The organism is Corynebacterium maris DSM 45190 (assembly GCF_000442645.1).
Classification (GTDB): domain Bacteria; phylum Actinomycetota; class Actinomycetes; order Mycobacteriales; family Mycobacteriaceae; genus Corynebacterium; species Corynebacterium maris.
Window position 1 is genome coordinate 1,267,503 of the sequence record NC_021915.1, and the last position, 14,249, is coordinate 1,281,751.

A 14,249-nucleotide genomic window follows, 5' to 3' on the forward strand; every position below is an offset into this window, starting at 1 on the left:
ATGCGTCAGCCTCATCCGGCGCTCAACCCCAACAGCGCCAGCCGCTGCGCGTGCCGGGCCATTCCGGCCGCGACCACCTCGGGGTGGGCGGCATAAAAATCCAGGTGCGCCGCCTGCCATCCCGGGTGCGCGGGGTCCCACTCCTCGCGGCCGTGGGCCTCGACGCCCAACGCGGCCGCGGCCTGCTTGTCGACGGGGGCGCGCAGCCCGCCCAACATCTCCCGGTCCTCAGGCGCCGTCACCGTCGCCACGGCCGCCGGGTCGATCCGGGCGAGGATGCGCCGGGCCATCTGGACCAACGTGGCGTTGTCCGGGTGGTTGATCGTGTGCCACACCGGCCACGACGCCACGTGCTCGGACACCTCCACCGCCCCGTGGGCGGTTTCCCGACTGCGTAATTGCTGGACCGACATGTGCGCGAGCGTACGCAACACGGCGGCGGACGGCCGCGCCTCCACCGGCTCCGTCTGTCCTCGGTCGGCGGCGGCCAACACGCGCAGATCGTGGTACGGCACCATCGGCGGGGTCAACGACGGGTCGGCGGGGGAGCGCACGATCGCCTGATACGGCATCAACCCGTCAAAACGCAGCACGGGGTACACCACCACCCTCCCCGTGGGCGGCAACCACCCGGCCAGCTGACCCGTCCCGCACGCCAAGCCGCGGTAATCATCTCGAATCGGCTGGGTGACCAGCACATCCGCCCGCCGCAACAGCTCCTGCGCCCGGGTCAGATCCCACGCCGTCCACTCGTGCACCGGCGGGACGCGGAAAGAACGCACCGCCCCACTCGACGCCAGCACAATCCGGGTAGCCTCGGCTTGACAATTGCCCACCACGAACAGCAGTGGGCGACCGTCCTCGGGCGGCGCGGGCTCCAGTCCGTAAAACACCCCGTAATGCCGTCGGCGACCGGAGTCCCCGGGCGCGTCCTGGGCGGAAGGGGCATTGACCTGCATCGATGTTTTTTCTGACACAGCGCCCACACTACATAAGTATAGTCTTATTGGACGTTATCTCGGATCCACGACGGAAAGGCGGACGCCACATTGACTACCACCGTGGTCTCCATCCCTGCGGGACACCCCTACCCGCAGGCCATCCACGCCGACCTCCCCGGCGCCCGCGTCCTGAAAGACCCCGTCGTCGACCCCGCGGATCCCGCCCGCTGGTGGCCCCACCGCGCGCTCGACCCCGAATTCTGGGACACCGACCCCGCCCGCGACGTCGACCTCGTCCACCTCCACTTCGGCTTCGAACACCTCAGCCCGGCCCGCACCCGTGACTTCGTCGACCTCCTCGCCGCCCGCGACATCCCGCTCGTGCTCACCGCCCACGACCTGGACAACCCCCACCTCGTCGACCAGACCGACTATCACGCCCAACTCGCGATCCTGCTGCCCGCCGCCCGCCACGTCTTCACTCTCTCCCACGCCGCCGCCGACCGCATCGCCCACGACTACGGCGTCACCGCCGAAGTCACCCACCACCCGCCCATCGTCACCGACCCCGCCGCCGTCGCACCCCGCCGGCGCGCCGGGTCGGCCGGGGTGTTTTTGAAATCGTTGCGCGGCAACGTGGTGGCTGACCCGCGGTTCTACCGTGACCTCGCCGCCGGGGTTCCCGCGGAGGTGTACGCCCACACCGACGCCCGCACACCCGCCCTCGAGACGACGGTGGACCATTGGCACGAGCCGATGGACGACCAGGAACTCCATGACACGATCGCCGCCCACTCGGTGGTCGTGCTGCCGTACACCCGCGGCACGCACTCCGGCTGGATGCGCATGTGCCGGGATCTGTCCGTGAGCGTCGCCGTGCCCGACTGCGGCTGCTACGCCTCCCAGGCCGACGACCCTCGGGCGGTGGCGACCTACCGCGCCGGTGACGGCGCCGACGCGGCTCGCGCGGTGCGTGAGCTCCTGGCCGCAGGGCCCGTCCCACCGCTGCCGGTGCCCGACGTAACCTTCCGTCACGGCCAGCTTTACGCCGCGTTGGCGGGGGAGAGGGGGCGGGCATGAAGATCGCGGTCATCGCCCCGGCCCGTCATCCCATCGTCGAGCCCTACGCCGGCGGGCTCGAGGCGTTCTGCGGGCTCTTGGTCGACCACCTGCGTCGGCGCGGCCACCACGTCGACCTCTACGCCGCCCGTGGCTCTCACGGACATGTCGCGGAGTATGAGTTCCCGGGCGTGGATTGGCGAGGTCTCGACGCCTTCGCCAGTGACGTCGCCTACCCGCCGGGCCAGCGGGAAGCAGAAGACGAGGCGTTCCGACGTCTGCGCCACCACCTCGAGGCCTCCGACTACGACGTCGTCCACAACAACAGCCTGCACCCCGAACTGCTGCGCAGCCGGATCCTGCCCCTGCTGACCACCCTGCATTGCCCGCCGTTGGCGGAGATGGAGGAGGCCTTGGCGGATTCCACCAGCGCGCTGACCGCCGTCAGCCGCGCCACGGCCGACAGTTGGAACGTCCCGGGCCCCGTCGCCGTCCTCCCCAACGGCGTCGACGGTGACATCTGGCGACCCCGCCCCGGGCCCGTCGGCGAGCACGTCATCTGGTTCGGTCGGCTGGTCCCGGAGAAAGGGGCGCACGTCGCCATCGACGCCTGCCGCCGCGCGGGACTGCGCCTGCTGGTGGTCGGCCGCTGCGGCGATCCCTCTTACCGGGACGCGGAATTGGTCCCGCGCGCCGGCGACGACGTGCGTTTCCTGCCGCCCCAACGGCACCGCGACCTCGCCCGGCTGGTCGGCTCCGCGGCGGTCGCCGCCGTCACGCCGCTGTGGGATGAACCTTTCGGGCTCGTGACCGTCGAGGCCATGGCCTGCGGCACTCCCGTCGTGGCCTTCGCCCGCGGCGGTATCGTCGACACCATGCACGACGCCCCCGGAATACTCGTGCCGCCCGGCGACGTCGACGCTTTCGCCGCCGCGCTGCTCGCCGCCCGAGACATCGACCGCACCGCCGTCACCCGGCACGTGCAGCGGCGGCACAGCCTGAACGCCGTGGTCACCGACTATCTCGACCACTACCGCATCGTCGCCCGCGACAGGAGCGCTGAACCAGCTTGATCGGAATGTACGCCCACCACGCCGGCAGCGGACACCTCCACCGCGCCCGCGCCATCCGCGCCGAACTCACCGAGGACGCGCAAATCCTGTCCTCCGCGGCCGGGGCCGACGTCACCCTGCCCCTCGATCACTCGGCCGGGCCGGCCACGGACGCTACCGCCGGCGACACCGTGCACTGGGCGCCGGTGCACGAGCCCGGCCTGACCGAACGCATGGCCATGATCAGCGAGTGGATCCGCGCCCACCGGCCCCGCGTCTTCTACGTCGACGTCTCCGTCGAAGTCGCCCTGCTGGTGCGTCTGCACGGCGTACCCGTGGTCACGCTCGCCATGCCCGGGGTGCGCGACGACGCCCCGCACCAGCTCGCCTATGCCCAAGCCGCCGCCATCGTCGCGGCCTGGCCCGACTGGGTGCCGGTGCCCGGCTACCTGGCCGCGCACCGCGACCGCTTGCACCGCGTCGGGGGCATCACCCGTCTGCGCCCGGAACCCGGGGTGCGACGCGGCGACGAGATCGTCATGCTGCGCGGCGCCGGGGGAGACGACTGGGACGCGCGGGACTGGCCCGAGGCCACCGTGCTCGGCGGTGAGAACCGGGTCGACGACCCCATGCCATATCTGCAACGGGCCCGCGCCGTCATCGCCGCCGCCGGACAAAACTCCGTCGCCGACCTCGCGGCTGCCGGGGCGCCCGCCATCGTGCTGCCCCAGGACCGCCCGTTCGGCGAACAACACGCCACCGCCCGACTGCTCGATGAAGCGGGGATTGCCGTCGCCCCGGCCCACCCGCCCCGGCCGGAGCAATGGGAGGACTTCATCGCCGAAGCCGTCGACCGCGCCGCCGGCTGGCCCCGCTGGCAAGCCGACGGCGCCGCCGCCCGCGCGGCCCGCGTCATCGAGGAGGCGGGCCGATGACGGTGGCCGTGCTCACCCTCGCCGATGCCGGCCGACAGGCGCACGTCGACAAGCAGAAACAGGCACTGGCACGCTGGTCCCCCGAGGTCCGCCACGTCCAATCCGAGCTGGGGCCAGACCGCAACTTGGCGCGGGCCCGCAACGCCGCCGGAGACCGGGCCGTGGCCGACGGCGCCGAGCACCTGATCTTCCTCGACGCCGACTGCATCCCCGGGCCCGAACTGGTCGAACGCTACCGCGACTGCTTGACCCGCCACCCGGCGGACGTCGCCTGCGGGCCGGTGACCTACCTCGACCCGCCCGGCCCGGCGGGGTACCGTCTCGACGCGCTGACGGGGCAGACCGCGCCGCACCCGGCGCGGCCGAACCCGCCGACCGGGCAGATCCGGCCGGGCACGCCCGCGGAGTGGGAGCTGTTCTGGTCCTTGTCTTTCGCCGTCACGGCGCAGGCCTGGCGGTCGATGGAGCACTTCGACGAGTCCTACACCGGTTACGGCGGGGAGGACACCGACTTCGCTTTTCGGCAGCGCGCCGCCGGGCGCACGCTGCGGTGGGTGGGTGGGGCGCACGCCTACCACCAGTGGCACCCGGTGTCCTCGCCGCCGTGGGAGCACCTCGACGACATCCTGGCCAACGCCGGGCGTTTTCACCGCCGGTGGGGGGTGTGGCCGATGCGCGGGTGGATGGACGCTTTCGCCGCCGCCGGGGCGATCGTCTACGCGGAGGGCCGATGGCGACGTAGCCGTTAGACTCAGAAAAATGACGAACCTCGACCGCCCCGCCGGCCCGCCCCGCCAGGCCTGGTTGACGTTGGCGGCGCTGAGCCTGGGCTTTTTCGTGTCGCTGCTCGATCAGACGGTCATCGCCGTGGCGCTGCCGGAGATCACGGCGGCCTTCGACGCCGAGCTGGGCCAGTCCGTCTGGGTGTCTTCCGCGTATCTGCTCGCCGTCGTCGTCCCGTTGCTGACCACGGGTCGGCTCGGCGACCGCTACGGGCACCGGCGTATGTTCCAGATCGGGGTCGTGACCTTCGTGTCTGCCGCGGCCGCCTGCGCGTTCGCCCCCACGATCGAGGTGCTCATCGTGCTGCGGGTGGCGCAGGGTTTTGGCTCCAGTCTGTTGATGCCGCAGACGATGGCCGTGATCAACCGGGTCTTTTCCCGCGCGCACCGCGGCCGCGCCCTGGGGGTGTGGGGCGTGGTCGGCTCGCTGGCCGGGTTGACCGGCCCGCTGCTCGGCGGGCTGGTCGTGGGCGCCTTCGGGTGGCGCGGGGTCTTCCTCATGCACCTGCCCGTCGGGGCGCTCGCCCTGCTGCTGTCCGCGCTGTGGGTGCCGCGGCTGCCGACGTCCGCCCCACGCATCGACGTCGCCTCCGTCACGGCGTCCTTCCTCGCCGTGGGTTCGGCGGTGTTCGTCATCCAGCAGGGCCCGCGGCTGGGCTGGCCGGTGTGGCTGGGGGCCGTGGCGATGCTCGGGGCGGGCGCCGCGACGGTGTTCGTCTCCATCCAGGTGCGCGCCTCACGGCGGGGCAGCGATGCGCTGGTGCCGGTCGAACTGTTCCGCGACCGCAACTACGTCGTCGGCGTGGTCTCGATCTCCGCGATGGGGTTCGTGGCCGCCGCGATGATGATCCCGATGATGATGTGGCTGCAGGAGGTCGCCGGGTTGAGCGCGCAGGCCGCCGGGCTGGCGGTGGCGCCGATGGCGTTCATTTCCATGTTGCTCGGCCCTGTCGTCGGCGTGCTCGCGGACCGGTTCCACCCGCGCCCGTTGTCGCAGATCGGGTTCGGGGTCATGATCGCCGCCTTTCTTTTCCTGTGGGCCGCGTTGAGCGCGGAGGCCCCGGTGTGGGTGTTTTCCGCCGGCATGGCCCTGGTGGGGGTCGGCCAGACGTTCATCTGGGCGACGAACTCGGCCGCCGCGATGCGGGATCTGCCCGCCGCGCACATGGGGGCCGCGTCCGGGGTGTACAACACCGCCCGGCAGCTCGGCTCCGTGCTCGGGGTGGCGGGCATCGGCGCGGCCATGGACGTCGGCGTCCGGGCGGGTGGTTTGGCCGCGGGGTTGGCGGATTCTCTCCTGCTGCTCGTCGCCGCCCTGGTGGTCGGGGGGATCACCGTCAGTTTCTTCCGGGCCAGCGCATCGCCGGTGGCCGGAGGACCCGCCCCGGCGTCGTCGGCAGAGCCGGGTGGGAAGGGATAAAGTAGTCTCCATGCGTCTTGCCACCCTCACGTCCGGGGGCGACTGCCCCGGCCTCAACGCCGTTATCCGCAGCATCGTCCGCACCGCCAACACCGAGTACGGGTCCACCGTCGTCGGGTACCAGGACGGCTGGGTCGGCCTGCTCGAGGATCGCCGCGTCGATCTTTATGACGACGAGGAGGTCGACCGGATCCTGCTGCGCGGCGGCACCATCTTGGGTACGGGGCGGTTGCACCCGGACAAGTTCAAGGCGGGCATCGACACCGTCAAGAACAACCTCCAGGACGCGGGCATCGACGCGCTCATCCCCATCGGCGGCGAAGGCACCCTCAAGGGCGCGAAGTGGCTGGCGGACAACGGCGTCCCGGTCGTGGGCGTGCCCAAGACCATCGACAACGACGTCAGCGGCACCGACTACACCTTCGGCTTCGACACGGCCGTCTCGGTGGCCACCGACGCCATCGACCGGCTGCACACCACCGCCGAGTCCCACGACCGCGTCATGATCGTCGAGGTCATGGGACGTAACGTCGGGTGGATCGCCCTGCACGCGGGCATGGCCGGGGGCGCGCACTACACCGTCATCCCGGAGGTGCCCTTCAACATCGAGGAGATCACCAAGGCGATGCAGCGACGCTTCCAGCTGGGGGAGAAGTACGGCATCATCGTCGTCGCCGAAGGCGCCGTCCCCGAGGAGGGGACCATGGAGATGTCGGTCGGCGACGTGGATCAATTCGGCCACACCACCTTCACCGGCATCGGCCAGCAGATCGGCGACGAGATCAAACGCCGCATCGGCCAAGACGTGCGCACGACGGTGCTCGGTCACATCCAGCGCGGCGGCACTCCGACGGCCTACGACCGTGTGTTGGCGACCCGTTACGGCGCCCACGCCGCCCGCGCCGCGCACGAGCAGACGTTCGGCAGCTGTGTGGCGCTCAACGGCGAAGACATCGTCACGATCACCCTGGAAGAGGCCATCGGGGACCTCAAGGTCGTGCCGGTGCAGCGCTACGAAAACGCCCGCTCCCTGTTCGGTTAGACCGTTGTTGAGACCGTGATCCACATGTGACCGAAAAGGTCTTCCTGGCCTGGCGCCAGCCGGTTAATGTTCGGTCATGAGGTACGCATTGGAGCCGGTGCGTGATTTCTCCGCCACCCCGACGCTGTCCAACCGCGTCACCGTGCTGGAACAGTTGGGGCACCGTCACCTGGATGATCTGATCCGGGCCGCGACCGTCGACGAGCTCTGGCGCCGCTGGTGCGTCGCCGTCCCCGCCCCGGAAGCCATGGTCGAGGACGTCGACCGCCGCCTCGCCGAACAGCGCGACGGCCTCAGCGCTTCGTGGGCGATCCTGACCCCGACGACGGGGCGGGCGGTCGGGACGACCTCTTTCCACAGCTTTGATCCGGCGAACAAGAGGCTGGAGATCGGCCGCACCTGGTTCGCCGCCGGCCTGCACGGCAGCGGCGTCAACCCCGCCGTGAAAATCTTGCAGCTGGCCCGTGCCTTCGAGGTGCTCGACGTCCACGCGGTCGAACTGCGCGCCAACTGGCACAACCACCGTTCCCGGCAGGCCATTGAAAGGCTGGGCGCGAAGCAGGACGGGGTGTTGCGCAAACATCGGATCCAGCCGGACGGCACCGTGCGTGGCACGGTGGTCTATTCCATCACCGACGACGAGTGGCCCGCGGTGAAACTGACGCTGAGGGACCGCCTCTACCGCCGGTACGGGCCCGGGGTGCTGGAGCCAGTGGTGTGAGGATCGCGGACCGGCGAAGGGCGGGGGATGTTCACCGAGGGCAGCTGACGTCACTGCGGCGGTGAGGAACTACACTGTCTGACATGACTGTCGCGCACTATGACTTGATGGACTTTGAAGAGGTCCTGGACAAGTACGACCCCGTCATGGGCCTTGAGGTCCACGTCGAGCTGTCGACCCAGACCAAGATGTTCTCCGCCTCCTCCGCCGCTTTCGGCGACGAACCCAACAGCAACGTCGACCCGGTGTCGCTCGGACTGCCGGGCGCGCTGCCGGTGGTCAACAAGACCGGCGTGGAATACGCGGTGAAGATCGGCCTGGCGCTGAACTGCTCGATCGCGGAGTCGTCCCGGTTCGCCCGTAAAAACTACTTCTACCCGGACCAGCCGAAGAACTACCAGATCTCCCAGTACGACGAGCCCATCGCCTACGACGGCTACCTCGACGTCGTCCTGGAGGACGGCACCGAGTGGCGCGTGGAGATTGAGCGCGCCCACATGGAGGAAGACACCGCCAAGCTCACCCACCTCGGTGGCGTGGGCGGACGCATCCACGGGGCCACGGCCTCGCTGGTGGACGTCAACCGCGCTGGCATCCCGCTGATCGAGATCGTGACCAAGCCGATCGAGGGCGCCGGCGAGCGGGCCCCGGAGGTGGCCAAGGCGTATGTCGCGGCGCTGCGTGAACTCGTCGCGGCGCTGGGCGTGTCCAACGCCCGGATGGATCAGGGCTCGATGCGCGTCGACGCCAACCTGTCCCTGCGGCCGATCGGGCAGGAGGAGTTCGGCACCCGCACCGAAACCAAGAACATCAACTCGTTGAAGTCCGTGGAGCAGGCGATCCGCTTCGAGATGATGCGTCAAGGCGCAGCACTGGACAACGGGGAGGAGATCTTCCAGGAGACCCGCCACTACCAGGAGACCGACGGTTCGACCTCCAAGGGTCGCCCGAAGGAAAGCGCGGACGACTACCGCTACTTCAACGACCCGGATCTGCCGCCGGTCTTCGTCAGCCGCGAGTGGGTCGAGGAGATCCGCGCGACCCTGCCGGAGCTGCCGTGGATCCGCCGCGCCCGCATCCAGGAGGCCTGGAAGCTCACGGACGAAGAGATGCGCGACCTGGTCAACGCCGGGGCGCTGGATCTGATCATCGACACCACCGAACACGGCGCCAGCGCCGACGAAGCCCGATCCTGGTGGGTGTCCTACCTGTCGGGGAAGGCGAACGAGACCGGCGCCGCGCTCGCCGATCTGCCGATCACCCCGGAGCAGGTGGCGCGCGTCATTGCACTGGTCAAGGAAGGGAAGTTGACCACGAAGCTGGCCCGTCAGGCCGTCGACGGCGTGCTCGCCGGCGAAGGTGACGTGGACGAGGTCGTCGCCGCTCGCGGCCTGGAGGTCGTGCGTGACGACGGCGCCATCGAGGCCGCCGTGGACGAGGCGCTCGCCGCGAACCCGGACATCGTGGAAAAATACCGCGAAGGCAACAAGAAGGTCACCGGCGCCATCGTCGGCGCCGTCATGAAGGCGACCAAGGGCAAGGCTGACCCGAAGCAGGTCAACCAGCTGATCGCCAAGAAGCTGGGATAACGGCGGCTTCGCTAGTCGGCGCCGAGGGGCGGCCACGTGAACACGTGGCCGCCCCTCGACGTTTTACCCTCGATGTTTTATGTTACGAATCCATTAGATTTCTTTGTCCGTTTCAATAAAAGGCCGCAAAGCTGTTAGGTTGTTCAAGTTGCACGGGATGAGCGAGGCGTTCGCGGGGTCCCACACTGCTGAGATGTGATGAAGGGGCTCTGGCCGCCATCGTCGTAAAAATCAGCGGTGCGCAGCGAAGGAACCGTGCTCCTCGCCGCACCACGGAAATAGGTAAGGATTGAATTTTCACGTGGGGACAATGGCAAAAAGAAGCATCACCATGGCGCTGGCGTTTGTCGGATTGCTCGTGGGCGCCGGTTTCGCGACCGGGCAAGAGGTGATCCAGTACTTCATCTCCTTCGGCTATGCAGGGCTGATCGGCGTCGTGGTGGCCAGCGTCATCATGATCTTCGCCGGCGCGGTGATTTTCCAGCTGGGCAGCTACTTCCTGGCCCCGGACCACAACACCGTCTTCCGCAACGTCACGCACCCGATCGTCTCCAAGTTCTTGGATGTCACGACCGTGTTGACGCTGTTCGCCATCGGCTTCGTCATGCTCGCCGGCGCGGGCTCGAACCTGGAGCAGCAGTTCGGCTGGGACACCTGGATCGGCGCCGTCCTGATGACGGCGCTGGTGTTGATCACCGGCTTCTTGAACGTCGAAAAGGTCACCAACGTGATCTCCGCGATCACCCCGCTGATCATCGTGGCGATCCTCGTCGCGCTGATCATCACGCTGTTCAACCTCCCGGAGGACTTCTCCACGCTGAACGCCGCCGCAGTGGAACTTGAGCCGGCGCTGCCGCACTGGCTGCTCTCCGCGGTGAACTACACCGCCATGGCGCTGATGCTGGGCGTGTCGATGATCCTGGTCATCGGCGGCAACGAGTCCTCCACCAAGGCCGCCTTCCGTGGCGGCCTGCTCGGCGGCGTCATCTTCTCCCTGATGCTGCTCGCCCTGGCGACGGTCGTCTTTTTCAACGTCGAGGAGGTCGGCACGTTGGATCTGCCGCTGCTGGGCGTGTTCGACGCGATGCACCCGGCCGTCGGTTTCGTGGTCTCCTGGATCATCTACGCGATGATCTACAACACCGCGATCGGGATGTTCTACGCGTTGGCCAAGCGCTTGACCGTCAACCGTCCGGAGAAGTTCCGCCCGGTGTTCGTGGCGGTCACCCTCGCCGGCTTCGTGGTGTCCTTTTTGGGTTTCTCGAATCTGCTCGGCTGGGTTTACCCGGTCATCGGCTACGTCGGCATGGTCATGATCGCCGCCATGGTAGTCGCCTGGTTCAAGGGCCAGCGCCTGCTCAAGAAGGAGGAGAAGGTGCGCGACCGGCTCACTGACCTGGCGGAGGAAAAGCTCGATCCGGAGACCGGCGACCTGTCTGACGGTCAGGTCGAGGAAGTCAAGCAGCTGGCCAAGGAGTCGCGTGTCGACGGCAAAGAGCTCTGGGTCTCGATCCAGAAGGACGTCGCCAGCGACCTTGAGCTAGACGACGCCGATGACGCTGACGGCACGGACCAGCCCCCGGAGGCGGGGTCCACGCGCGTGTAAGTGCGCTCCCAGCAACGCCTCGTGAGCCCGGTTTCCTGGCGGGGACCGGGTTTTCTTTGCGACGAGGCGGTGGGGCACTGGCACGCGGGGCTTCCTTCGACGCACAATGAGGGGCATGAATTACTACCGTTACGCACCGCCCGCATACGCGCCCGCCGCGGACCGTTACGAGACCATGCCTTTTCGCAGAGTCGGCCGCTCCGGCCTGCAGTTGCCCGCGATTTCTCTTGGACTGTGGCATAACTTCGGGGACGACCGCCCGCTGAGTGTCCAGCGGGAGATCATCCACCGCGCCTTCGACCGCGGGGTGACCCACTTCGACCTGGCGAACAACTATGGGCCGCCGCACGGTTCGGCGGAGAAGAACTTCGGACGTGTCCTGCGCGAAGACCTCTCCCGCCACCGCGACGAAATCATCGTCTCCACGAAGGCGGGCTGGGGGATGTGGCCCGGCCCCTACGGCTTCGGAGGTTCCCGCAAGCATCTCATGGCCTCGCTCGATCAGTCGCTGGAGCGCCTGGGCGTGGACTACGTGGACGTCTTCTACCACCACCGCCCGGACCCGGACGCCCCGCTCGAGGAGACGATGTACGCGCTGCGCGACATCGTGGCCTCGGGCAAGGCACTGTATGTCGGCGTCTCCTCCTACGGCCCGGAGCTGACAGCCGAGGCGGCCGAGATCATGGCGGGGGAAGGGGTGCCGCTGTTGATCCACCAGCCGAGCTATTCCATCGTCAACCGCTGGGTCGAGCGCCCCGGTGAAGACGGCCGGTCCCTGCTGCGGGAGGCCGCGGACAACGGTCTGGGCGTGATCGCCTTCTCGCCGCTGGCGCAAGGGTTGCTGACGAACCGCTATGTCGACGGCATCCCGGAGGCATCCCGGGCCGGCAGCGGGAAGATGAACAGAGATTTCCTCTCACCGGAAAACCTGGAGACGGCGCGTGCCCTCAACGAGGTGGCCGCACGACGCGGGCAGACGTTGGCACAGATGGCGTTGGCGTGGGTGCTGCGCGAGCAGGGCGAAAACGGGGCGGAAACGGTGGCCAGCACCGTGATCGGGGCGTCGTCGGCGAGCCAGCTCGAGGAGAACCTCCAGGCGTTGGCCAACCTCTCCTTCAGCGACGAGGAGCTGGCGGCCATCGATGCCGCCGCGCCCGACGCCGGGGTCAATCAGTGGGAATCGGCCACGAAGTCGCGCACTCGCGGCGAGTGACGGGCGGCCGCGCAGAGAAACTACGTGCGCGGCAGCAGCGGGGGATCGAGCGCGGTGAGGATCTTGTTCAGGATGGTGCCCAAGGACTCGACCTCGTCCTTCGTCAGGGGGTCGAAGACGAGTTCGCGGGCGCGGGTCACGTGCCCGGGGGCGGCTTCCCGGATGAAGGTGCGGCCTTCGTCGGTCAGGGAGGCGATGTTGGTGCGCCGGTCCGTTTCAGACGGAGAGCGCACGACCCACCCGCGCCGTTCTAATCGGGCGACGACATGGGACAGGCGCGAGGGGGACATGTCGGACAGGGCGGCGAGATCCGTCATCGTCAGACGCTCGTCCGGGGCCATGGAAATCTGGGCGAGGGCGAAGTAGTCGTGGAGGTTGACGCCGCTGTCGCGTTTGAGTTGTTCGTCCAGGCGGGTGGGCAGCCACTCGGTCACGGACCAGACGGCGAGCCACGTGCGCTGTTCCTCCGCGGACAGCCACTGGGTGTGATCTTCAGTCATAGTTGAACATTCTAGCGTTCATCGGAGAGGGAAGGCCCACAGACCGAAATGCTTGAAATTTTAATTGAAAGTGTTGGGGTGGGGTATGTATTCTGGCGGACAGCGAGGAAGTCCCCCGCCATCCGCAACAGCAAAGAACTCAGGAGAAAACCATGGTCAAGATCCTGAACACCGACATCGACGTATTTCCCTTGAATTTGGGCGCCAACCCCTTCGGTTGGACCGCAGACAAGGAGGCGACTTTCGCCATCCTCGACGCCTTCGTGGAGAAGGGCGGCAATTTCATCGACACGGCCGACTCTTATTCCATGTGGGCCGACGGCAATAAGGGTGGGGAGTCGGAGGAGTTGATCGGGCAGTGGCGTAAGGCCCGCCCGGAGGCGGCGCAGAAGGTCATCATCGCCACCAAGTCCGGCGGCCTGCCGGGCGTGGACGGCCGCGGCCGGAAAAACACCGTCCAGGCGGTCGAGGATTCGCTCAAGCGGCTCCAGCAGGAGACCCTCGACGTCTTCTACTACCATTACGACGACGAGGACGTCTCGATTCAAGAGCAGGTCGACGTCGCCGCCGAGCTGATCGACGCCGGGAAGATCCGCCACCTGGCTCTGTCGAATTATTCTCCGGAGCGCATGCGGGAGTTCTTCGAGACGGCCCAGGGCACCAAAGCCATGCCGGTGGCCATCCAGCCGCAATACAATCTCCTGCACCGCAAGGAGTACGAGCAGGGATACGCCCCGCTGGCTAAGGAGCACGCCGTAGCCGTCTTCCCGTACTTCGCGTTGGCCTCCGGCCTGTTGACCGGCAAGTACCGCTCCCGGGAGGACCTCGAAGGCGCCGCACGCAAGGACTTCGCCCAGGCCTACCTGGAGAACTCCCCGGCCCCGGTGATCGAGGAGCTCGTGCGTATCGCAGAGTCCCACGACGTGGAGGTCACCTCGGCGGCGCTGGCTTGGCTGCTGGCCAAGGGCGTCACCGCCCCCATCGCCTCGGTGTCCAAGGTCGAGCAACTGGACGCGCTGCTGGCCGCTCCGCAGGTGGAGCTGACCGAGGAGGAGATCTCGGCGCTGGACCAAGCCTCGGAGGCCTTCGTGTAGCACCGGCGGACGTGGATCATCCGCCCCCGGAGACCCCGTGCATGGCATGCTGTCCCGAACACACCCCACGGTGTGCTCGGGGCAGCGCCTCTTTCGGTGGGTCGGCGGGGCCGGAAACGGGTGACCGAGACCGGGCCGAGGAAGGCGACGGGGATTGCCGGGGGTGAATCCGGCGACTACAGGCGTCCCCGTCGGCGGCTCGTCTGCCAGAGAGCTTCTCGGCGCAGGCTCTGCGATCGGGCCACATCGTTGAGATGTGCCTTTCCCATGGGCCGGGCAGCCTGGCCGCCCCGCC

13 protein-coding genes are annotated in these 14,249 nt (G+C 68.2%); 11 read left to right on the plus strand and 2 right to left on the minus strand.

From position 1 onward, the window contains the following. Positions 1-11: 11 nt before the first annotated feature. Positions 12-977 (minus strand): WcbI family polysaccharide biosynthesis putative acetyltransferase, encoded by a 966-nt coding sequence (locus B841_RS05975; protein ID WP_245561067.1) that lies wholly within the window; start codon positions 975-977, stop codon positions 12-14. A 72-nt stretch (positions 978-1,049) separates the two neighbouring features. On the opposite strand from B841_RS05975, the gene B841_RS05980 reads away from it, so the two are divergent. The 10 genes from B841_RS05980 (at position 1,050) to B841_RS06025 (ending at position 12,360) form a co-directional block, all read left to right on the plus strand. Continuing rightward, positions 1,050-2,021 carry a glycosyltransferase gene (locus tag B841_RS05980; RefSeq protein WP_084481985.1) on the plus strand — a complete coding sequence of 324 codons (972 nt, stop codon included), beginning with the start codon at positions 1,050-1,052 and terminating at the stop codon, positions 2,019-2,021. Then, positions 2,018-3,073, plus strand: coding sequence for a glycosyltransferase (locus B841_RS05985; RefSeq protein ID WP_020934594.1), 1,056 nt, complete (start codon positions 2,018-2,020; stop codon positions 3,071-3,073). Before B841_RS05980 ends, B841_RS05985 begins: the two co-directional genes overlap by 4 nt. Before the next feature lie 5 nt (positions 3,074-3,078). Next, positions 3,079-3,987, plus strand: a complete 909-nt coding sequence (locus tag B841_RS05990) for a glycosyltransferase (RefSeq protein ID WP_020934595.1) — start codon at positions 3,079-3,081, stop codon at positions 3,985-3,987. Then, positions 3,984-4,736, plus strand: a complete 753-nt coding sequence (locus tag B841_RS13845) for a glycosyltransferase family 2 protein (RefSeq protein WP_020934596.1) — start codon at positions 3,984-3,986, stop codon at positions 4,734-4,736. The genes B841_RS05990 and B841_RS13845 overlap by 4 nt, the downstream gene beginning before the upstream one ends. 10 nt (positions 4,737-4,746) lie before the next feature. Then, positions 4,747-6,189 carry a DHA2 family efflux MFS transporter permease subunit gene (locus B841_RS06000; protein WP_020934597.1) on the plus strand — a complete coding sequence of 481 codons (1,443 nt, stop codon included), beginning with the start codon at positions 4,747-4,749 and terminating at the stop codon, positions 6,187-6,189. A 10-nt stretch (positions 6,190-6,199) separates the two neighbouring features. Continuing rightward, positions 6,200-7,231, plus strand: coding sequence for a 6-phosphofructokinase (locus B841_RS06005; protein ID WP_020934598.1), 1,032 nt, complete (start codon positions 6,200-6,202; stop codon positions 7,229-7,231). 76 nt (positions 7,232-7,307) lie between these two features. Next, positions 7,308-7,952 carry a GNAT family N-acetyltransferase gene (locus B841_RS06010; RefSeq protein ID WP_041631779.1) on the plus strand — a complete coding sequence of 215 codons (645 nt, stop codon included), beginning with the start codon at positions 7,308-7,310 and terminating at the stop codon, positions 7,950-7,952. 83 nt (positions 7,953-8,035) lie between these two features. Then, positions 8,036-9,541, plus strand: coding sequence for an Asp-tRNA(Asn)/Glu-tRNA(Gln) amidotransferase subunit GatB (gene gatB / locus B841_RS06015; RefSeq protein ID WP_020934600.1), 1,506 nt, complete (start codon positions 8,036-8,038; stop codon positions 9,539-9,541). 310 nt (positions 9,542-9,851) lie between these two features. After that, positions 9,852-11,147, plus strand: a complete 1,296-nt coding sequence (locus B841_RS06020) for a YkvI family membrane protein (RefSeq protein ID WP_052337734.1) — start codon at positions 9,852-9,854, stop codon at positions 11,145-11,147. Positions 11,148-11,262: 115 nt separating this feature from the next. Then, positions 11,263-12,360 carry an aldo/keto reductase gene (locus tag B841_RS06025; protein ID WP_020934602.1) on the plus strand — a complete coding sequence of 366 codons (1,098 nt, stop codon included), beginning with the start codon at positions 11,263-11,265 and terminating at the stop codon, positions 12,358-12,360. Positions 12,361-12,380: 20 nt separating this feature from the next. On the opposite strand, the gene B841_RS06030 is transcribed toward B841_RS06025, so the two are convergent. Further along, positions 12,381-12,860, minus strand: coding sequence for a MarR family winged helix-turn-helix transcriptional regulator (locus B841_RS06030; RefSeq protein ID WP_020934603.1), 480 nt, complete (start codon positions 12,858-12,860; stop codon positions 12,381-12,383). Positions 12,861-13,012: 152 nt separating this feature from the next. Here B841_RS06030 and B841_RS06035 point away from each other — a divergent pair, with 152 nt between their 5' ends. Further along, on the plus strand, positions 13,013-13,954 hold the full coding sequence (locus tag B841_RS06035) for an aldo/keto reductase (RefSeq protein ID WP_020934604.1): 942 nt from the start codon (positions 13,013-13,015) through the stop codon (positions 13,952-13,954). The last annotated feature ends 295 nt before the right edge of the window (positions 13,955-14,249 follow it).